Here is a 20,554-nt window from a genome sequence, read left to right on the forward strand (position 1 = left end):
CCATGAAATTCGGCATGCGCAAACCAAGCGTCAAGCGGTCCATCAGCGCCAGGACGACAGGCAAATGGAAAAGGCAGGCCAAGAAAGCCATCATCCCGGGCTACGGCAGGAAAGGCATGGGCTGGGTGAAGAACCCGAAGAAAGCAGCCTACAACAAGATTTACAGGAAAACCACGTTCAGCCTCTGGGATCTGTTCAAATAAAATCCCGTGCAAGCTATTTTTTGTTTCTTTCTAACTCATAGTCAGCCATGAGATTTTTTAGACGATTGTCTAGAATTTTCGATCCGGCTGGTAACACTTGCATAATCAGCTCCTGAATCTCCGAATTCAGACGGACAGGTCCAGAGGGAGATCAGAAATGTCTTTTAAGCGTTTGCCCTTTACCAGGCTCTCAAGCTGCTCTGCTGGATCCGGGTTTGTCTTGGCTATTTCCTGCATGGCATCCTGCAGCTCATAGAGTGCTATATGGTAAACGCAATCGATGTCCCCGGTCCCTAGAGCAAGAGAGGCAAGTCGTGACGGGGAGGGCTCGGCCGTTACGACGACGATGTGGGGCGCTCTGCCTTTTCTATTGCGGATGAGATTGAGCGCCTCGGTCCTGCTGTTCTGTGCGCGGTCCGAACGCATAGTCCATTTAGCGCTAATGGATGCATGAAGAAGCGGCTTGCGTTCAAGACCTTCCGGATCCAATAGACGTAAATCCGCCTGCTTCGCACTTTGACAGTCCACGATCTTATCCTGCGCGTTCAACTCATCATCTGTATACAAGTCGCGATAAACGACTATGTCCGGCGACACGATGTAATCGTTTCCAAGAGCGGTCTTGATTTCGCCGTACTTTTCAGCAAGCGCATCAAGCCTTCGCAAATGCTCATACTGAGCGAAATCGCTGGAACACACATCCGAGTGATTCCCAAGCTGCTTTACAACCCATTTCCCTGGTCTAATGGTAGACAATCTGAGGAACGTGGACCGCACAAAATATGCCACCGCAATTTCAAATAACACACCGCTGGTCTGCCCGACCTCAGGTTCATTGATATTCGTCTGATCGGAAAGTCTATTCAGGATGCCCATCGATAAGTTGACGGATAAAGCATTATTGGCATCCGCGTTCGTCCCGCAGCAGACGGTTCTCCCCTTGACCTGTTTGTTGCATTTTCCAAGAATATGCTCCTCTAGCAGTATCGCGTGGAAATCTTTACGCGCAGCCGTTATAAGCGCTGCATCCTCACGCGGTGCCTGCCGCAAGGCAAGTGATTCTCTGAGTTTGTCAGCTGAGCTATTCTCTTGCGTTGTCATTTTCCCTCCAAGCTTCGATTATCCGGCATCCCACCTCTTTAGCGACAGGAGGGGGAAACGCATTCCCGACCTGCCGGTATGCGGCAGTCTTACCGCCTTGGAATTGCCATGTATCCCCGAAACCCTGCAAACGCGCAGCCATGCGCACGGTTAATTTCGGCTCCAAATCAACGGGCTGGCCACTTTCAGGGGCGGAATCCGCTATCCCACCCCCATCCACTCCCAGCTGTTTCCATGCATTCTTAGAGCGTGTTGGACCGAGATCAGCTCCACCATGTTTCTTTGAGCCGCCGACGAGCGTCGGAGCGATGTCGTCAGCTTTCAGGGCCCAGCGCTCCGCGCCACTCCACCCATTAACTGCCATAAGGTCCTTCAGTGCCTCTCCGACAGTCGCACTCTTTGCTTTAGAGGGCGTCGGCCAACTGAAATATTTGATATCCACGGTCCGTAGCGCCACACAAACCAGTCGGGGCCTAAGCTGGGGAACGCCAAAATCCGAAGCCTGCAGAAGCTTCCACTTAGGGCTGTATCCCTGTCTTCGCAACCTGTTGGAGATGTGCCTTCTGAAGTCATCGAATTTAGGATCAAGAAGACCTCGCACATTTTCGAACATGACACCGCGTGGGTGCACGACCGAAACGATGTCAATGGCACGGTCGAACAACTCTCTGCTGTCTTTCTTGCCCAGCTGCTTGCCAGCGACGCTGAAGGGGGGGCAAGGCACGCCCCCTGACAGCAAATCCACCTTTCCTTGGAATGGGGACGGATCCCAAGAATTAAGGTCGGCTTCTATGACGTTCCACTCCGGGCGGTTGGCTCGCAACGTCTCGCATGCATAGTGGTCGATTTCAACCAGGGCGACATGCTGAAACCCGGCATCCTCCAGTCCTCTTGCCTGGCCGCCTGCGCCCGCACATAACTCCAACGAGGTGAATTGCTTTTCCATAACGCTATGAATACTATCTTGATATGCCGGCACGGATCTATCCCCCCCCCCCCCCCAGCCAATATTGAACATATAAATAAGCTCGGCAGCTGATGGAATCATTCCGGAGCCAGTACCCTGTACACGCCGGGCTGACCATTGTTTGCTCATCAAGTGCAGTTGCCCTGTTGCACATGATCAGAACCTCAGACGTTCGGAATTCTATTCGTATTCGTTTGCACTGAAACGACCCCCTTCTTCCTGCCAGTTTCGGCCTCGCTTAGGCGGGGCCTTCTCATGCTGATTGGTGACTATGGTGTGGGCTCACCCGGTACCCGCAGTCTCTCATACTACGGTTGCTACTGTGGAAACCATGGAACCCGACAAGGACGACCACGCCACCATTGACCATAAGCCCAAGCAAAGGGTCGGGGTCACCAGTATCCTCCTCTTCAGTTATTACTTCCTTGTCACAGCCTGGCCATTCATCCTCATCGAGTCGCCCAACGACAACCTCAGCCTCCTGGCCATCTTCGGTGCTGTCCACCTACTTGTCGTCATGCCCTTCTCGTTCGTGCTTGGCATGTGGATGGCAAACCGCTGGGCCAGGAGAGCACAAGACTTCATCTATTACACCATCAGCATCTTCGCGGCAGTCGGAATCATCGCCATCATAGTTTTCAAAACCGATTATGATCTATTCAGCCAAATATGCTATTTCGCCTTGTTTTCCATCCTCCTGTTCCTCGCCGGAGCAGGAGTTGTCGGCTTATACCACATTGCGAGGAACCGAAAGAAAGACAAAACGCACATCAGTAAATGAACCGCGCCAGAGCTCGCACACCCGGCCATCCTTCAAGTCCCCGTTTCGGCGGGGCTTTTCTTTTGCGACGACTTTTGTCACCCAAATGTCACACAAAACCGTCATCTGGGTGCTTGAACGGATGTAATGGAAAAGCCCCGCAACCTTTGTGGCTGTAGGGCTTTCGTGTGGTGCGCCAGACAGGATTCGAACCTGCAACCTGCTGATCCGTAGTCAGCTGCTCTAATCCGTTGGGCTACTGGCGCATGTCATCTTGACGAGGAACTCGTTTTTGACAACTCATTTATACTACCGCAATTGTGGATTCTGTCCAGTCTGGTGTGTCGCGTGGAAAGCGGGAAGCCACAGCCTTCAGACTGACTGTGACCAAGACAGCCAGAGCAGATATTCCACATTGCCATGGGCTCCCGTTATGGGAGATGGCATGGTAGCACGGACAGCAAATCCATGCTCACGTGCACAGGCCAAGACCCGCTCCAACGCCTCCTGCCTGCGGTCCTCGTCAGTCACAATGCCATGATGGCCCAGCAGGCTGCGTCCGACCTCGAACTGGGGCTTGACCAGCAGCAGGCAGTTGGCAGCAGGTGCCAGCAAAGCAGGCAGAACGGGAATGACATATGTCAGCGAGATGAAAGACACATCCGAAACCACATATTCCGGATGATACGGCAGATCCCCCGGCTGGACTTCGCGTATGTTGACACCGCTCCTGTCAATCACCCTAGGATCAGCGGCAATCCGTTCCAGCAACTGTCCGTGGCCCACATCAAGGGCGATAACTCGCCTTGCCCCGTGTCTGAGCAGAACGTCAGTGAAACCGCCCGTGGAGGCCCCGATATCGAGACAGAGCCTGTCCTGCGGACCGGGCATCCCCTGCGCCGCAAAAGTCGTCAGGGCGCCCTCCAGCTTCAGCGCTCCCCGGGAGGCATAGTCATCGCCCGGGTCCAGGAGAATTACATCGCCTGGCTGGACGCTCTGAGCAGGTCTTGAAGCCAGATGATCGTTGACCGTAACTCGGCCCTGCCGAATCAACGCCTGGGCTCTGGCCCGTGAATCCGTCAGCCCCTGTGCATACAGGATACGGTCAAGCCGGTCGCGGGTGTGAGCCACAGTCCTTCGACGACCGTCCCCAGCGCTGACGACCGTGTCCTCAACGTTCACTTGCCCTCCCGGTTCAGGTCCTGCTGGAGCCCGGCCAGCACCTTGCCGAGCAGCTCAACCTGTTGGGCATCGTCCAGATCGTCCAATTGAGCCAAATCAGGGAAACGTTCCAAAAGAGGTGCCATAGCCTGCTTATCCATGGGCTCTTCGGGTACTGAGGCAGTCGTATCCTCGTCATCTGCCTGAGAGGACCGTCCAGAACGCTCAGACTCTAGAGGCTGCCCGGTCTGGACGGACTGCTCAGGTGGCCCGTAGTGATTGGACTCCTGGGATGGTCCACTCGCTCCCGGCTGTCCGGAGTCGACCTCTTCCGTCATGGCCTCTATGCCCCTACGACGAAGGCGGGCAGATCCAGCGCGTCCATGTCTCCGCCACGATCCTGGTACTCCCAGAGCGCACAGGCGCAGGCCCGCACAGCATCCAGATCGGACAGGGGGTCGCCGCCACCCTCAAGAGCACGCAATGTGACATGCCCATCATCATTCACCTTTGCGGTTTGGCCGCCGCAGTGCCAGGTCTGGTCGGCCTCCTTACTGGGCTGGGGTTGTGGTGCAGTCAGGCCGCGCAGGTCTTCAGCCAGATAGGTAGGCCGCAACTTGGCAGGTGCAGTCAGAATGGCAGGTGTTCGGGCCACGCCTGTCAGGACGAGCATTGAGTCGTACCCGCCCCGGTTGGCTGCCTCGATGTCGGTGTCCAGACGATCGCCCACAGGCAGGCACCGGCCGATGTCCAAGCTCTTCTCCTGGCTGTCGGTCAACAGCTGCCGTGCCTCGTCGTACATGGCCGATTCCGGCTTGCCGGCCGAGTCCTCCGGCTGCTTGCCAGTAGCCAGAATCACCGGTTGGAGCATAGCTCCATTGCCGGGTGCCATGCCTCCTTCGCGGGGCAGGGTCTGATCCTTGTTGGTAGTGAAGTAGCGTGCACCGTTTTCGATGGCAAAGGCGGCCTGGGCCAGGTCCTGCCAGCTCAGCTCGGGATACCAGGCCTGAATGACGGCCTCTGGCTTATCTGCGGCCTTGTTTACCGGCACCATTCCGTTAAGGCGGATCTGATCACGTAGATGATCGGATCCAATGACCAGCACCCTGGCGCCCTCCTGCAGGTGTCGGCGCAGCATTCGTGCGGCGACTACGGCCGAGGTGATGACCTGGCCATCGTCCAGGGTCAGACCGAACCCGCGCAGCTGATCGGCCACTACATGGGGAAACCGGGATGCATTGTTGGTGGTGTAGGCCATGCACATGCCGAGCGTCTGAGCGCGGTCGATGCCCTCGGCCGCATGCTCAACAGGGTCAGCACCCCGGTAGACCACCCCATCCAGGTCAAGCAGTGCCAGATGATAGGTCTTTGCCGGAGCGTCGTCAGTTCCTTTGAGGAATACGGTCACTATTCAGTCCTAGCTTCATCAGGCGTATCGGACTCATTGACCTTCTCATCCTTGGCCTGTTCAGTTTGATGATCGGAGGTATCGGCTTCGGATCCTGCATCCTGGCCAGAAACATCACCATCGTCAGCAGCCGGTTCATTGGTTACCGCTGTGTCGGTTCCGTCGCCAGCCTGGTCGCTTTGAGAGCCATCCCCTGAGATTCCCGCATCAAGGCGAGAAGACTCTCCCCCGGATTGCTTCACAGCATCCGAAGATTCCTGCATTCCGGATTCTGACATTGGGGACGAATCAGCTGACTCAGTCGAATCAGTTAAATCAACTGAGTCAATCGAGTCCGCTGAATCGTTCGAAGCTACTGATTCAGGAGATTCCTCAACCTTACTGTCATCGGCACCCTGCTCAGCTTCAGCCTCATCCGAGTCATCCTCGCCGCCATCCGGGTCAATGGAGAGATCCTCCATCATGGCCGAATCCAGGTGCTCCAGGTCGTAGTCGATCAGGATCTCCTCGGGCTGCCCTTCCTTCTGGTCACCCTCGTCCTCATCCTCGTCGGCGTACTCAGCTTCCAGCCGATCCAGCAGGGGTTCCAGCTCCAGGGCCTCCTGGCTGCGTCCAGCCTGTTCGAGGAAGTTCTGCTCGGCCTGCACGGCGCGCATCCGGTAGTCGCCGCTGAGCCCGCGGGCCTTGACCAGGGCCTGAACGGTCTCGATGGCCTTGTCCCAGAGGCCCAGATCGCCCAAAGCTCCGGCATAGACCAGGAACATCTCCGCCTTGGACTCGCCCTGCAGCTGACTGCCCTCCTCGGAGGTGGCCTCCTCAATGGCCTTGCGGGGATTGCCCAGACCACGCTCACAGTCGGCGATGAATGGCAGGTAATCAGAGTAACCGTTCATGCGGTGTGCAGTGCGGAACTCCTTCAAGGCCAGCTTGTAGTCGCCCTGACGGTAGGCCACCAGGGCCAGCGTCTCCCGGGCAAGATCGATCCGTGAGGCCTGCCGGGCAGCCCATTTGGCATGAGCCAGAGCCCCCTGGGGATCGGTCTCCTCCAGCGCGTAGGCGGCCAGGATGTGCAGTCCGATGTTCTCCGCGTGCTCCTTGCTCAGTCCGCGCAGGCGCAGACGGTCATCCTTGGAGAGCATAGACCATTCCAGGCCCTTGGGCATCTTGGGCTCGCCAGGCCGACGATCCGTGTAGGGGTTCTGCGAGGGATAGGAGATGGTGCCGTCTGAGTTGCGGCGAGCACGGTCATAGCCATTCTGACGGTCACGCTGATAGGCCCCACGGCGGTCGTCATAACGATGGTCGTCACGACGACGGTCATCACGACCATGCTGGCCCTGATACCTGTTGCCATGGGAGCGGTCGCCCCGATAGCCGCCTTGACGATGGTCATCACGGGAACGGTCGCCATAGGAGCGCTTGCCATAGGGACGGTCCCCACGTGAACGGTCCTGACGTGGACGGTCATCACGGGAGCGGTTGTTCCATGGACGATCCCCGCCGGACCGCTCATCCTGCCGACGATCAAACCTCCGGTCGTCACCCCGACGGCGGTCACCGTGGAAGCCCTGACCACGATCACGGTCACGGTCATGCCGCTGGTAGCCACGTCCGGAACGACGTTCGCCATATCCCGACCGACCGCGGTCGTTGTCATGATCACGATGCCCGTACCCGCCATGCCCGTATCCGCCATGCCCATTGGCATGGAAGTCACGACGTGGACGGTCTCCATCCTGCCGACGGCCATGGCGATTCCGGTCGGAATCCCTGTGGAAGCCGCCGTGGCCATCCTGACGGTCATGCCTGTATCCGCGATTGTCATGGTCGAACCGGTCGTGCCCTCGCCCGCGGAAGGGCCTCTGGCCATTCCTGTTCTCGGAACGACGCTCTTCGCCGCCTTCGCCGTCATGGTTGTGGAAGTTGCCGGAACGGTGACCTCCTGAACGATATCCTCCGGAGCGGTACCCGCCCGAGTGCGAACCGCCCTTGTGGAAGCCCGAAGAGCGACGGCCGCCCGACCGGAAGCCGCCTGGGCGCGAACCGCCCCGGTCCCGTCCGCGATCGCCCCGGGAATGATTGTGTTCTTCTGCCATCAGTGTCCTTAATTCCTACGTTCCTACTTGCTGGCCCGACGCTCAAGTGCGCCCAGGGCCTTCTTTCCTCTGCGAACCAGGGCGAAGCGCCCATGCAGAAAGTCCTTGTTCTCCAAAACCTGATCCGGATCCTCGACCCGCTGGTTATTCAGGTAGAAACCGCCCGATGCCACAGTCTTGCGCGCCTCGGAGACCGAACGGAAGAGTCCGGCCGCAACCCCGGCCTCCACCAGGCGCTGACCCTCGCGGGCTGCAGGCAGGGCACGCCCGCCTTGACCATCCTCGACCTTGAGACCGTCCAGCGCGGAATCCAGCACATCCTCGTCCAGCTCCTCAAGGGTCTTGCCACGACCGAAGAGGGCGCCTGAGGCATCTATGGCCCCCTGGGCGGCATGCTCGCCATGTACATAGGAGGTCACCTGCCAGGCCAGGACCTTCTGGGCCTCGCGAGCGCCCGGATCCTGGGCGGTCCGCTCCTCCAGACGCTCGATCTCGGCCTTGGGCAGGAAGGTGAAGGTCTTCAGCAGCTTGACCACCTGGTCGTCAGGCTGGTTGAACCAGAACTGGTAGAAGCGGTAGGGGCTGAACATGGTGGGATCCAGCCAGACCGCGTTGCCCTCGGACTTGCCGAACTTCTTGCCCTGGGAGTCGGTGATCAACGGGCTGGTCATGACGTTGACAGAGGCATTGCGCACCTTGCGGATCAGGTCCAGGCCGCTGGTCAGGTTCCCCCACTGGTCGCTGCCGCCCAGCTGCAGACTGCATCCGTAGCGGTCGAAGAGCTCCAGGAAGTCGTTGCCCTGGAGCACCTGGTAGCTGAACTCGGTAAAGGAGATGCCCTCGTCGGAATTCAGACGGCGGGCCACCGTGTCCTTGGCCAGCATGGTGCCCATGCGGAAGTTCTTGCCCACATCGCGCAGGAAGTCGATGGTGCTCATGGACCCGGTCCACTCATAATTATTGACGAACCGGACAGGGTTGTCCCCCTCGGTGTCCAGGAAGCGTCCGATCTGTCCACGCAGGCGCTCGGTCCATTCGGCCACGGTCTGCTTGGGATTCAGGGTGCGCTCACCCGACTGCCGAGGGTCGCCGATAAGCCCTGTGGCCCCGCCCACAACGGCGATGGGATGCAGACCGGCCGCCTGCAGGTGGCGCATGTTGAGCAACTGGACCAGATTGCCCACGTGCAGTGAAGGAGCTGTGGGGTCAAATCCGCAATAATAGGTCACCGAGGGGTCGGCCAGCACCTTCCTGAGCTCGGACTCGTCCGTGCACTGGGCAATGAGACCGCGCCACTTGAGTTCGTCGAAAAGCGAGTCGAAACCCGCCTGCCTGAAATCGGTGACCTGCGACATGAGAGGCTACTCCCTATCGAATACTTGATGAATGTATGCTAAACCCTACTATTCTTGCAACAGATACCGACACGGCAGAGCCCCGGACCACCGCGGACAAGGCCGCATCAAGCCGGAATCCCCAGGGGGCGAAACCGGATAATCACTGTGAATCGACCACTGCGGATTGGTGATTAACCGCTGGCTGCTTTTGCCAAGACAGGGCGGCCGGCTGAATCCTCTCAGCAAAACCACCGCGTCTAAGTCAGGAACGCGCAGACACAGACAACTGATTGATCAGGTCTTGAGGGATGTGGTCGACCACGCAGGCGGCCATGCGCCGGTAACCTTCAACCCCCGGATGGAAGTGATCGATGCCCCAGAAGTCGGGTCGATCGGTGCCGACATCGTCGCGTGTGGCATCCACGAAGGGCACCGAGGCATCTTGACAGACCTGACGACTGGTCTGAGTCTGGCGGGCTATCCGACGCTCCACCTCGGCCCTGAGTGCCCGGCCCAGGGCAGGATCCCGATAAAGTTGACCGGAGCTCAGGACCAGCACCTGGCGACCCTTGTTTTTGGCCAGCTCAATGCTGGCAGCCAGGTCATCCCGCCACTGCTCATCGGTGCGATTGGCCATGATGTCGTTGGATCCTGCACACAGGACCAGCAGATCGGGATGGTCCTGCAGGGCGGGCAGGAACCGGTAGCGCACCCTGCGGATGGTGGCCCCCAGCCGACCCTGGGTCGACCAGGATACCGGACGCCCCAGCCGGGTGGCCAGGCAGGCGGCTATGTCAGGAACGAAGCCCTGGCTCTGGTCCTTCACCCCGCAGCCGACCGCCATGGAGTCGCCCACCACCAGCATGGTCAGCGGCTCCAGGTCGCGGCCTTGGTCCGGAGGCGAGCACAGCCCCTGGCGGGAACCAGGGGGCTCCTTGGCCAGAGTGATGTGCTGTTTGGCCCACCAAGCCTGGACCAGTGCCACCGGATTCATGATTGCCGCCGCCTTTCGCTGTTTGCCGTTCACCTTGAGGGATTGCCGTTGGGCATTCTAGCGCGGCCATCGGTCCGACGCAGACCAGAAAGATCACCTGGGAGGACGGTAGGCAGGCCCATCAGACTGCGAGTCGGCGAAGGTCTTCAGTTCCTCCAGCGCATGTGCAGCCTGGTCCATCTGCTCCTTGACCCTCTCCGGTGCAGTGCCTCCCTGGCCCCGGCGAGCGCGCACGGCTCCCCCGGCGGTCAGGACCGAGCGGACCTCCGGAGCCCGATCTGCGGGCACCCAGTCAGCGAAGACCTTGACGAAATCGTCGTCATCCAGGTCAGCCAGCTCACAACCACGACCCTCGGCCAGCTTGACGCAGGCCCCGGAGAGTTCGTGGGCATGCCGGAAGGGCACACCCTGCCTGACCAGCCACTCGGCCAGGTCGGTGGCCAGGGCGAATCCTGTGGGGGCCTGCTCCTCCAGGCGGTCCTTGTTGAAGGTCAAGGTGGCGACCATGCCGGCAAAGGCAGGCAACAGGACCTCCAGGGTGTCCACCTGGTCGAAGACCGCCTCCTTATCCTCCTGCAGATCGCGTGCATAGGCTGTCGGCAGCCCCTTGAGAGTGGTCAGCAGGCCTGCCAGATCCCCGACCAGTCGACCGGCCTTGCCTCGGGCCAGCTCGGCCACGTCCGGATTCTTCTTCTGGGGCATGATGGAGGAACCGGTCGAGTAGCCGTCGTCCAAGCGGACAAAAGCGAACTCCTGGGTGTTCCAGATGATGATCTCCTCGGCCAGCCTGGACAGATCCACGCCGATCATGGCGGCGACGAAGGCGAACTCAGCCACCACATCCCTGGCGGCGGTCCCGTCGATGGAGTTGGCGCAGACCCGGCTAAAGCCCAGATCCCGGGCCACCGGCAGGGGGTCCAGACCCAGGGTGGTGCCGGCGAGCGCGCCAGATCCATATGGGCTGGCATCGGCACGCTTATCCCAGTCCCTCAGGCGTTCCAGGTCACGGACAAGAGGCCAGACATGGGCCATGAGTTGGTGGGCCAGCAGGACGGGTTGGGCATGCTGCATGTGGGTGCGGCCGGGCATGACCGTGGTTCCCGCAGCCCGAGCCTGATCCATCAGAGCCTGGGCCGTGCTCAGCAGGTCCTTGGCCAGCACCCGGGCGTGGCGACGCAGCCAGATCCGAATGAGGGTGGCGATCTGATCGTTGCGCGAGCGCCCGGCCCGCAGCTTGCCGCCCAGCTGGTCCCCCGCTATGTCAATGAGGCCGCGCTCCAGGGCCGTGGCCTCATCCTCGTCGCCAGGCTCAGGGGCGAAGGCGCCGGAGTCCACCTGGTCCTGGAGTTCATCCAGAGCCTGCTCCATACGTGCCAGCTCGTCATCATCCAGCAGTCCAGCACGGTTGAGGGCCCGTGCGTGGGCTCGGGAACCAGCCAGGTCGTCGTCAGCCAGCCGCCAGTCGAACTGGGTGGATCGGCTGAGCTCGACCAGGGCAGGCGAGGGCCCACTGCTGAAACGCCCGCCCCAGAGGGCCATGGGCTTGTCGCCGCTGCTCACTGCTCTTGTCCGTCCTGTTCTTGTCCGTCCTGTGCGATGCCGTTGCCGAAGCGCATGTCACGGGCGGCGGCCACCTTGTCTGCCAGGCCGTAGATGGCGATGAACCCGTTGGAGGCGTTCTGGTCGAAGCTGTCGCCGGACTCATAGGTGGCCAGGCTGTAGTCGTAGAGGGAGCTGTCGGAGTGCCGGCCGGTGACCACGGCCCGTCCTCCGTGCATGACCATGCGGATGCGACCGGAGACATAGCGTTGGGTCTCTTCGATGAAGGCGTTCAGTGAACGGACGGCAGGCGAGTACCACTGGGCGTCGTAGACCAGTTCGCCCCAGCGCTTGTCGATGTCGCGCTTGATCCGGTGCTGTTCGCGCTCCAGGCAGCAGTTCTCCAACTCCTGGTGGGCGGTGATCAGGGCCACGGCCCCCGGAGCCTCGTAGAGCTCGCGGGACTTGATGCCCACCAGCCTGTCCTCAATCAGATCCACACGTCCGATCCCCTGGGCTCCGGCGCGGCGGTTCATCTCCTCGATGGCCTCCAGAGGGGTGACGGCCCTGCCGTCGATGCGCACGGGAATGCCCTGCTCGAAGTCGATGGTCACCTCGTCCTCGACCGGTGGGAAGGCCGGGTCGTCGGTGTAGGAGTAGACATCCTTGGTGGGTCCGTTCCAGGGATCCTCCAGGTAGCCGGTCTCGATGGCCCGTCCCCAGACATTCTGGTCGATGGAATAGGGGCTCTCCTCGGTCTGCTCAATGGGCAGGTGGTGCTCCTTGGCGTAGGCGATCTCCACATCGCGCATCAGTCCCAGGTCGCGGATGGGGCTGATGGCCTTCAGCGACGGGTCGATGGACATGATGGAGACCTCGAAACGGACCTGGTCGTTGCCCTTGCCGGTGCAGCCGTGGGCTATGGTATCGGCACCGTACTGGTGGGCCGCCTGGACCAGATGCTTGGTGATCAGCGGCCTGGAGATGGCCGAGACCAGCGGGTAGACGCCCTCGTACATGGCATTGGCCTTGAGCGCCAGCATGCAATAATCCCTGGCGAACTCGTCCCGGGCATCCACCACGACGGACTCGACGGCCCCGCAGTCCAGGGCCCGCTGGCGGATGGTCTGCAGACGCTCGCCGCCCTGGCCCACATCCAGGGAGACGGCCACCACATCCTTGCCGGTGCGCTCCTTCAGGTAGGGAATGGACACCGAGGTGTCCAGGCCGCCCGAGTAGGCCAGCACGATGCGATTGTTTTCGGTCATGGCGATCCTCTTTCCTTCTAATTTCACACTTGCAGATATTCAGTTCGCGCTTTCACCGATCATCGGGCCCGGGAGTCCTCCTGGCCGGAGACGATGGTCATGAGCCAGTCGGCCCGAGATGATGCCGCTTCATCGTCGGCTGCGATGATCAGAATCGTGTCGTCCCCGGCTATGGTGCCCAGGATGCCCTTGATCGGCTGACGGTCCAGGGCGGAAGCCGCATACTGGGCGGCGCCGGCCGGGGTTCTTACCACCAACAGGTTGCGGGCCCGGGCCACCGAGGTGATCAGCCCGGTCAGGATCTTGGCCAGGTAGGCGTCGGTCTTGTTCTCCCCCTCGACCTCAGGCCCTTCGGCGGCAGCGGCCTCCATGGCCTGCTGATCGGTGGTGGCGGGAATCCAGTAGGCCATGCTCCCGTCTGCATACCGCAGCTTGGTGGCATGCAGGTCGTCCAGGTCCCGGCTCAGAGTGGCCTGGGTCACCTCGATGCCCTGCTCAGCCAGGAGGGAGGACAGCTGCTGCTGGGAGTTGACCCGATGTCGGTTCAGGGCCTGGCGGATGGCATCCAACCGGGCCACCTTGGTCGTCGGACGCATCAGCACACCCCCTGCAGGAGGGATTCGTCGCCCCGGGAGCGGGCCACCAACCAGGTCATCAGTGCCTTCTGGGCGTGCAACCGGTTTTCAGCCTCGTCCCAGACCACGGACTGGGGGCCGTCGATGACCTCGGCCGTCACCTCCCGGCCCCTGTAAGCGGGCAGGCAGTGCTGGAAGAGGGCATCCGGGCGGGCATGGGCCATAAGTCGGGCGTTGACCTGATAGGGCAGGAAGGGATGGGAGCGAACGTCGTACTGGTCCTCCTCCCCCATGGAGACCCAGGTGTCGGTGAAGACGCAGTCGGCGTCCTCTACGGCCTGGACCGGATCCGTGGTGACCAGAATGGATCCTCCGTTTTCAGCGGCCAGGGTCCGCGCCTGTTCCACCAGGCTCGGATCTGGCAGGAAGCCGTGGGGGCCGGCAATCCGCACGTTCATGCCGGCCACCGCCCCGCCCAGCAGATAGGAGTTGGCCATGTTGTTGGCTGCGTCGCCCAAATACGCGATGGTCATGCCGGCCAGGGCGTCGACCCCGCCCCGGTGCTGGGCCAGGGTCAGGAAGTCGGCCAGGACCTGGCAGGGGTGGAAGGAGTCGGTCAGCGCATTGATGACGGGCACGGTGGCATGGGCGGCCATGGTCTCCACCCGATCCTGGCCGAAGGTGCGCCAGACTATGGCGGACGTCATTCTCGTCAGCACCTTGGCGGTATCAGCCACGGGCTCGCCACGGCCCAGCTGCGAGCCTGGGCTGTCGATGACCATGGGGTAGCCGCCCAGCTGGGCCACGCCTACGCAGAAGCTGGTTCTGGTGCGCGTGCTGGGTTTGTCGAAGATGATCGCCACGGCTTGAGGACCCAGGAAAGGCCTGGACAAATAGGGATTGGCCCTGAAAGCCATGCCCAGCCGAAGCACCTCCAGCTGCTCCTCGTGGTCGAGGTCGTCGTCGCGAAGCATGTGCCGCAAACCGCTGTTCATCTCTGCCTCCCTTACGGTGTCGTCACGATTGTCTCTGAATGCTGTAAATCACCGATCACCCTGCGGCGAATCCACGTCCCCGAGACGGGTCGGGACCTTGGAAAGAATGTCAACGGCCAGGTCGATCTGATCGGCCTGGATGATCAGCGGCGGCGCCAGACGCAGGGCATCAGGGGCCACGGGATTGACTATCAGCCCGTGGTCCAGGCACCAGGCAGCCACCTTGCCGGCGCATGGAGATCTCAGCTGGACGGCATCCAGCAGACCCCTGCCTCTGACCGAAGTGAAGAGGGGGTTGCCGCAGGCGGCTATGCCATCGCGCAGCCTCTTGCCCATCTGCTCCGCCCGTTCCAGCAGACCCTCCCGCTGGATGGTCTCCAGGGTGGTCAGCGCCAGGGCCGATCCCAGGGGGTTGCCACCGAAGGTGGAACCGTGCGTGCCAGGGGTCAGCAGACCGGAAGGCCCGGAGCCGAAGGTGATCATCCCGCCCATGGGGAAGCCGCCGGCCACCCCCTTGGCGAAGGTGAGCACATCAGGGCAGGCACCGCCGGATAGGCTTTGATCCTGGAAGGCGAACCAGTGGCCGGTTCTGCCCATGCCGGTCTGCACCTCGTCAAGAATCATCAATGCACCATGCCGGCTGCAGAGCTCACGCACCTTTTGCACATAGTCGGGCTCCAGCGGCAGCACGCCAGCCTCACCCTGGATGAGCTCCAGTATGACGGCGGCCACCGGCTGGTCGGAAGCCTCTTCTCCGGAGAAGGCCTCCTCCAGGGCTTCGGGGTCGCCGGACGGCAGGAAGCCCATCCCCGGCACCAGGGGCTGGAAGGGCTCACGGATGGCAGGCTTCCAGGTCAGGCTCAGCGAGCCCATGCTGCGACCGTGAAAACTGTGGGTCAGGGCCAGGATCCTCCCGGGATTCCCGCCCATGCGAGTGCCATGCAGCCGGGCCAGCTTGATTGCCGCCTCATTGGCCTCGGTTCCGGAGTTGCAGAAGAAGACGCGCGAACCATCCGGGGCCTGGGCCAGCTCCAGCAGCCGCTCGGCCAGTTCAATCTGAGGCCGGGAGGCGAAGAAGTTGCTGATGTGGGCCATTTTGCCGGCCTGCTGGGCCAGGGCCCTGTTCCAGGCCGGATGGGCATAGCCCAGGGCGTTGACCGCGATCCCTGCCAACATGTCCAGATAACGATTGCCGTCGATGTCCCATATCCATGCGCCTTGGCCGTGGTCCATGACCCTGCCCGGCCTTCCGAAGACCTGCATGTGGACATGGTCATAGCGATCGGCCCATTGGCGACTCCGGGGACCCTCAACCGTTTCGGCTGGCTCCGCGACGTTGGCGCAATGTTGATCAGCCTTGTTCATGGCTCCTCCTCATGACCATTTCATGACCCGGCACAACCACGGTGCCGATCCCGTTTTGGGTGAAGATTTCGGTGAGCATGGAGTGCGGCTGCCGCCCGTCGATGATGTGGGCCTGGCTGACCCCGGCACGCACAGCCTGCAGGCAGGCCTCCATCTTGGGACGCATCCCCGCCTTCATGTCTCCAAGCAGACCATCCAGACAGTCCACGCCGATGCTGGAAACCAGGGAATCGGTCTGAGGCCAGTTGGCATAGAGTCCCTCCACATCGGTGAGAATGACCAGCTTTCTGGCGCCCAAGGCCGCAGCCAGGGCAGAGGCGGCGGCGTCGGCATTCACGTTGAGCACCTGGGTGGCGTCCTGCTCGTCCGGGGCCACCGAAGAAACCACAGGAATCCGCCCGGCATCAATCAGGTCCTCCACGGCCGAAGCATCCACAGCCACGACTTCGCCCACCAGGCCCAAGTCCACCGGGTGACCGTCCACCATAGCGGTACGACGGGCAGCGCTGAACAGACCGGCATCTTCTCCAGACAGACCGACGGCCATGGGACCATGGGCATTGATGGCACCGACCAAATCCCTGCCCACCTGACCGGTCAGGACCATGCGGACCACCTTCATGATTTCCGGCGTGGTCACCCGAAGACCACCGCGGAACACCGAGGGGATGCCCAGGGCCTGAAGCATGGCAGAGATCTGGGGGCCTCCCCCATGGACAACCACCGGGTGCATGCCGACCTGCCGCAGGAAGACCATGTCCTGGGCAAAGCACCGGCGCAGGTGGTCATCAACCATGGCATGGCCGCCGTACTTGACCACGATCCGCTGACCTGCAAACTCCTCCAGCCAGGGTAGGGCCTCAATCAGCACCTGGGCCTTGCTGACATCGTCCAGGGCCCGTTCGGCTTCTGCCTCCTGCTCGCCATCTGCCATCCTTTTCCCTTTCCTCATTGCCGCTTCTGCCTCCGGTGCCTCACGCTGGTGCGCATGTGCCGGATCAGGTGTGGTAGTCGGCGTTGATGGTCACATATTCGTGGGTCAGATCATCTGTCCAAACCGTAGCCTGGCTGTCGCCCTGACCGAGATCGATATCGATATGGACCTCGGGCACGTGCATGTCGACCAGGGAGGGATCCTGTCCGGGGCGGCCTCCTTGGCAGACTTTGACTCCATTGAAGCTGACATCCACATGGTCCGGATCATAGGCCGCCGTCGAAACCGGCACGGTGCCCAGGGAGGCCACTACGCGACCCCAGTTGGGGTCCTCGCCAGCCACGGCACACTTGAGCAGGGTGGAGCCGGAGACAGCCCGGGCACAAGCCAGGGCCGCGTCCTCACTTTCGGCCCCTTCCACCTGGATGCGGATACGGTGGCGGCTACCCTCGCCGTCGGCCACAATGCGACGGGAGAGCTCACCGCAGGCCTGGCTGAGCAACTCCTGGAACTGATCGGGGTCAGGCCGAACGCCAGAAGCGCCCGAAGCCATGAGCAGGACCGTGTCATTGGTGGACATGCAACCGTCCACATCAATCCGGTTGAAGCTGAGCCGGCAGGCCTCGGACAGAGCGCGGCGGGCCTGGTCAGGCTCCACAATGGCATCAGTTGTGATCAGACAGATCATGGTGGCCAGCTGCGGGGCGATCATCCCCGAACCCTTGACCATGCCGCCCAGCCGCCAGCCGGAGCCGTCCAGGGCCACGGTCTTGGTGCAGGTGTCGGTGGTCAATATGGCCTTGGCTGCCGCCTCGCCGGCCTCCTGGCTGGTCGACAGCTCCTGGGCCGCCTGGTCGATGCCGGCCAGTATGGGGTCCAGGTGCAGCAGGTGGCCGATGATCCCTGTGGAGCAGACGGCAACCCGCTCGGCTGGCAGGCCCAGATTCCTGCCTGTCCGCTCAGCCATGGCCTTGGCCTGGTCCAGACCCTCGGAACCCGTGCAGGCGTTGGCATTGCCCGAGTTGATGACCACGGCCCCTGCCCGACCCTCTTCCAAAATCCTGCTGGTCCAGATGACCGGAGCAGCCCGGAAGCGGTTGGGAGTGAAGACGCCAACAGCAGTGTCCATGGGCCCCTTGTTGACGACCAGGGCCAGGTTGCGGCGGCGTGAGCCTCCCGGGCGGTGGGCGATGGCGGTGCCTGTCTGGAAGCCTTCGGCGTAGGTGATGCTCATGGTGCCACTCCTATGGTTGTCAGACCGGTTTCCTCGGGCAGACCCAGGGCCAGGTTGACGGCCTGAAGGGCCTGGCCGGCGGTGCCCCGGGTCAGGTTGTCGATGGCTGCGAAAGCATAGAGACGGTCGGCGCGTTCGTCTGTGAGGACCTGAACCTGCGCCAGGTTCGAACCGTACACGTCAGCCGTGGAGGGGAGCCTGCCCTGGGGCAGCAGATCAACGAATGGCTCCTTGGCATAGATCTTTTCCCATACGGCGCGAATGCCCTCCGCCCCCAATGCACGTCCACGCGCGTTCAGCCTGGCCGAAACCACGGCCAGGATTCCACGTGACATGGGCACCAGGATGGGGGTCAGCCCCAAGCGAATCGGCTGACGATCTCCCCCGGGGTCCGGATCGGCAGATTCTGCCTTGCGCAGGTTCTGCAGGATTTCAGGGATGTGCCTGTGGGTGCCGCCGACCGAATAGGGATGGGCTGAGTTGATGGCTTCGGCTGCGAGCAGATCCATCCTGCTGCTGGAGCGACCGGCACCCGAGTAAGCCACGGCAAGGTCGGCCACCAGGTCATCGGCCTGCACCAAACCGGCAGCCAGGGCCGGCTGGAAAGCCAGGGTGACTGCGGTTACGTTGCAACCCGGACCTGCTATCCGGCGGGCATGCTTGAGCAGTTCACGCTGGCGAACGCCCTTCGCTGTCAATAGCTCCGGCATCCCGTAGGTCCAGGGGGAGAAAAAGTGCCCGCCGTAGTAGTCCTGCCACTCGGCCGGATCCTCCAGCCGATGGTCGGCACCCAGATCGACCAGTATCGATTGCGAATCCAGCTGCTCTGCCAAGGGACCAGAGGCGCCATGAGGCAGGGCCAGCACCACCAGATCATGACCGGCCAGGATCTTGGGATCCGTGGGCTGAATCTGCAGCGAGGCCAGTGAATTCGGAAGATTGGGCGAGAACTCCCCAAGCAGTCGACCCGCTGAACCGTGCCCAGTGACCGTGCATACCCGAAAGGCGGGATGAGCGGCCATGAGTCGGATCATTTCAGAACCGGCATACCCGGAGGCTCCCACCACGGCCACTGTATATTGGTGCATGAACGCTCCTTTCACCGGGCACCATCATAAATAGTCATGCGACAAAATGCATAATTATGCAATCTGGCGTGTCGTTATGCTTCCGTTTTTGCAAAAGGGTCATAACCGGACTCCCGGTTGCGGATGTATCCCATCCGGGTACTGGCCTGGTCCGCAACCTCGGGCCCGCATGTGTCTTCAACATAGTCCAAGGTCATATCGATGCCAGCCGAAATGCCCGAAGAGGTGTGGGGCTTTCCATCGACCACCCAACGGGCCCCTTCAACCCAATCCACCCGCTCAGCCGTGCTGACCACCCAGTCAAAGGCCGGATCGTTGGGGGTGGCCCGCCGACCATCCAGAACACCGGCAGCAGCCAGCAGAGCCGAGCCCGTGCGGACCGTCAGCACCTGTGAAGACTGCGCAACCAGGCTCCGCAACTTGTCCAGCCAGCGATCATCGTCAACCAGGTCGCGCGCGCCGGGCCCTCCAGGCATCAGCAGAACCCCCTTGGGATCGATCCTTTCCGGTCCCAGGGCCTCGACCCTGACGCCGCCCTCGCCGACTTTCACACCGGGAGCGTCCAGGGAGAATATCCGCACGCCGGCACCATCTGTGTTGATGAAAACCTCAAAGGGCCCGGAGACATCCAAGGGTTCGAATCCATCGAATACGACAATATTGGCATCCGGCACCATTCGAATGAACCTCTCCCCACTGGCAGACCCGCCCCTCATCAGTCTCAAGGCTGACATCAGTCACACAGGCATGAATTACTCGTTGACGCCAATGCTCACTTTCAGAAAGTGGCATCACCGCTTCAATCGATGGTACCGCCAGGCCTATAACTGCCAGGTCCTTCCTGGCACTCTTTCACAGCCTCTTACCCACAGCCCACGTTGACACTGGCGACACCCGTATCGTGGGAGTTCAGGCGCTGACGCCACCTGAGCCGGAGCCGCCACCACCCGTTGAGGGCGACGGCACCATCTGCTGGTAGAAGTCGTTCAGGGAAATGCCGTTGGCCAGCAGCCAGATCCAGGCCAGGGTGAAGAGCAGATTGATGATCAGGGCAGCCATGGCCAGCCCATAGCCCTTCATATGTAGGCGATGTGTCCGATACATGGAAATGCCGCCGAGCAGAGCTGGAATCACAGGCATGGGCAGGAAGAGGGCCATGAAAAAGGCGATGATGGCGCAGGGATCCCAGTGGCCGTAGACCGGATTTTGTGAGGGATCGTTCAAATTGGGCATGCCCTGGGGAGGCCATCCTGGCGCGCCGGGACGGGTCTGAGGATTCCCGGGATTCCCGCCACGTACGGGGCCCGGCTGCCCCGCCATGGGCATGGGCCTGTTGGCGGGGTTGCCCTGGGGGGAATCCGATTCCTTGGCCTTGGGTTCGGGGTCCGGTCGACCGTATATGTAGGGATTCCATCCTGGATAACGATCGGCGCGCGCGCCGTACAAGGGCTGGTCGCCCCCATCATGATCCTGGCGGTCAGGTCCACCGGCTGTGCCCTGTTCTTGAGAATCCGTCATGTCCCTCGGTC

Annotated in this window: 20 protein-coding genes and 1 tRNA gene; 2 read left to right on the forward strand and 19 right to left on the reverse strand. The window is 61.6% G+C overall.

The annotated features are described in order from the left end of the window. Positions 1-2 precede the first annotated feature (2 nt). Positions 3-203 carry a hypothetical protein gene (locus tag H3V04_RS03870; RefSeq protein ID WP_198187266.1) on the forward strand — a complete coding sequence of 67 codons (201 nt, stop codon included), beginning with the start codon at positions 3-5 and terminating at the stop codon, positions 201-203. A gap of 126 nt (positions 204-329) precedes the next feature. Here the strand turns inward: H3V04_RS03870 and H3V04_RS03875 are convergent, their stop codons facing one another. Beyond that, positions 330-1,304 (reverse strand): NgoMIV family type II restriction endonuclease, encoded by a 975-nt coding sequence (locus H3V04_RS03875; RefSeq protein WP_198187267.1) that lies wholly within the window; start codon positions 1,302-1,304, stop codon positions 330-332. Continuing rightward, positions 1,285-2,250: a DNA cytosine methyltransferase gene (locus H3V04_RS03880; protein ID WP_198187268.1), complete on the reverse strand. Its 966-nt coding sequence runs from the start codon at positions 2,248-2,250 to the stop codon at positions 1,285-1,287. Before H3V04_RS03880 ends, H3V04_RS03875 begins: the two co-directional genes overlap by 20 nt. Positions 2,251-2,602: 352 nt before the next feature. Between H3V04_RS03880 and H3V04_RS03885 the strand changes: the two genes are divergently transcribed. Beyond that, a complete protein-coding gene (locus H3V04_RS03885; RefSeq protein ID WP_198187269.1) occupies positions 2,603-3,052 on the forward strand; it encodes a hypothetical protein in 450 nt (149 codons plus the stop codon). A gap of 168 nt (positions 3,053-3,220) precedes the next feature. On the opposite strand, the gene H3V04_RS03890 is transcribed toward H3V04_RS03885, so the two are convergent. The 17 genes from H3V04_RS03890 to H3V04_RS03970 all read right to left on the reverse strand — a co-directional run bounded on the left by H3V04_RS03890 (position 3,221) and on the right by H3V04_RS03970 (position 20,543). Next, positions 3,221-3,297, reverse strand: a tRNA-Arg gene (locus H3V04_RS03890). A gap of 106 nt (positions 3,298-3,403) precedes the next feature. Beyond that, positions 3,404-4,162: a TlyA family RNA methyltransferase gene (locus tag H3V04_RS03895; protein ID WP_198187511.1), complete on the reverse strand. Its 759-nt coding sequence runs from the start codon at positions 4,160-4,162 to the stop codon at positions 3,404-3,406. A 47-nt stretch (positions 4,163-4,209) separates the two neighbouring features. Further along, the gene (locus H3V04_RS03900) at positions 4,210-4,530 is read right to left on the reverse strand and encodes a hypothetical protein (protein ID WP_198187270.1); all 321 of its coding nucleotides are present in this window, start codon (positions 4,528-4,530) and stop codon (positions 4,210-4,212) included. A gap of 5 nt (positions 4,531-4,535) precedes the next feature. After that, a complete protein-coding gene (locus H3V04_RS03905; RefSeq protein WP_198187271.1) occupies positions 4,536-5,600 on the reverse strand; it encodes an HAD-IIA family hydrolase in 1,065 nt (354 codons plus the stop codon). Next, entirely contained in the window at positions 5,600-7,696 is a 2,097-nt protein-coding gene (locus tag H3V04_RS10150) for a helicase (RefSeq protein ID WP_232342451.1), read from the reverse strand. Before H3V04_RS10150 ends, H3V04_RS03905 begins: the two co-directional genes overlap by 1 nt. Before the next feature lie 23 nt (positions 7,697-7,719). Further along, positions 7,720-9,051: a tyrosine--tRNA ligase gene (tyrS, locus tag H3V04_RS03915; protein WP_198187272.1), complete on the reverse strand. Its 1,332-nt coding sequence runs from the start codon at positions 9,049-9,051 to the stop codon at positions 7,720-7,722. Positions 9,052-9,295: 244 nt separating this feature from the next. Beyond that, positions 9,296-10,027, reverse strand: coding sequence for an SGNH/GDSL hydrolase family protein (locus tag H3V04_RS03920; protein ID WP_198187273.1), 732 nt, complete (start codon positions 10,025-10,027; stop codon positions 9,296-9,298). A 93-nt stretch (positions 10,028-10,120) separates the two neighbouring features. Next, complete coding sequence (gene argH / locus H3V04_RS03925) at positions 10,121-11,587, reverse strand: argininosuccinate lyase (protein WP_198187274.1); 1,467 nt, start codon at positions 11,585-11,587, stop codon at positions 10,121-10,123. Next, on the reverse strand, positions 11,584-12,834 hold the full coding sequence (locus tag H3V04_RS03930; RefSeq protein ID WP_198182566.1) for an argininosuccinate synthase: 1,251 nt from the start codon (positions 12,832-12,834) through the stop codon (positions 11,584-11,586). Before H3V04_RS03930 ends, argH begins: the two co-directional genes overlap by 4 nt. Before the next feature lie 59 nt (positions 12,835-12,893). After that, positions 12,894-13,430 (reverse strand): arginine repressor, encoded by a 537-nt coding sequence (locus H3V04_RS03935; RefSeq protein WP_198177529.1) that lies wholly within the window; start codon positions 13,428-13,430, stop codon positions 12,894-12,896. Continuing rightward, positions 13,430-14,404: an ornithine carbamoyltransferase gene (gene argF / locus H3V04_RS03940; RefSeq protein ID WP_198187275.1), complete on the reverse strand. Its 975-nt coding sequence runs from the start codon at positions 14,402-14,404 to the stop codon at positions 13,430-13,432. The genes H3V04_RS03935 and argF overlap by 1 nt, the downstream gene beginning before the upstream one ends. A 48-nt stretch (positions 14,405-14,452) precedes the next feature. Then, on the reverse strand, positions 14,453-15,769 hold the full coding sequence (locus tag H3V04_RS03945) for an acetylornithine transaminase (protein ID WP_198187276.1): 1,317 nt from the start codon (positions 15,767-15,769) through the stop codon (positions 14,453-14,455). Next, positions 15,756-16,703, reverse strand: a complete 948-nt coding sequence (gene argB, locus H3V04_RS03950) for an acetylglutamate kinase (RefSeq protein ID WP_198187277.1) — start codon at positions 16,701-16,703, stop codon at positions 15,756-15,758. The genes H3V04_RS03945 and argB overlap by 14 nt, the downstream gene beginning before the upstream one ends. Before the next feature lie 64 nt (positions 16,704-16,767). Then, positions 16,768-17,937: a bifunctional glutamate N-acetyltransferase/amino-acid acetyltransferase ArgJ gene (argJ, locus tag H3V04_RS03955; protein ID WP_198187278.1), complete on the reverse strand. Its 1,170-nt coding sequence runs from the start codon at positions 17,935-17,937 to the stop codon at positions 16,768-16,770. Continuing rightward, the gene (argC, locus tag H3V04_RS03960) at positions 17,934-19,025 is read right to left on the reverse strand and encodes an N-acetyl-gamma-glutamyl-phosphate reductase (protein WP_198187279.1); all 1,092 of its coding nucleotides are present in this window, start codon (positions 19,023-19,025) and stop codon (positions 17,934-17,936) included. The genes argJ and argC overlap by 4 nt, the downstream gene beginning before the upstream one ends. 74 nt (positions 19,026-19,099) lie before the next feature. Beyond that, entirely contained in the window at positions 19,100-19,741 is a 642-nt protein-coding gene (locus H3V04_RS03965) for a DJ-1/PfpI family protein (protein WP_198187280.1), read from the reverse strand. A gap of 193 nt (positions 19,742-19,934) precedes the next feature. Beyond that, a complete protein-coding gene (locus tag H3V04_RS03970) occupies positions 19,935-20,543 on the reverse strand; it encodes a DUF4190 domain-containing protein (protein ID WP_198187281.1) in 609 nt (202 codons plus the stop codon). Positions 20,544-20,554 lie beyond the last annotated feature (11 nt).

The organism is Bifidobacterium sp. M0353 (assembly GCF_016100645.1).
GTDB classification, from domain to species: Bacteria; Actinomycetota; Actinomycetes; order Actinomycetales; family Bifidobacteriaceae; genus Bombiscardovia; species Bombiscardovia choladohabitans.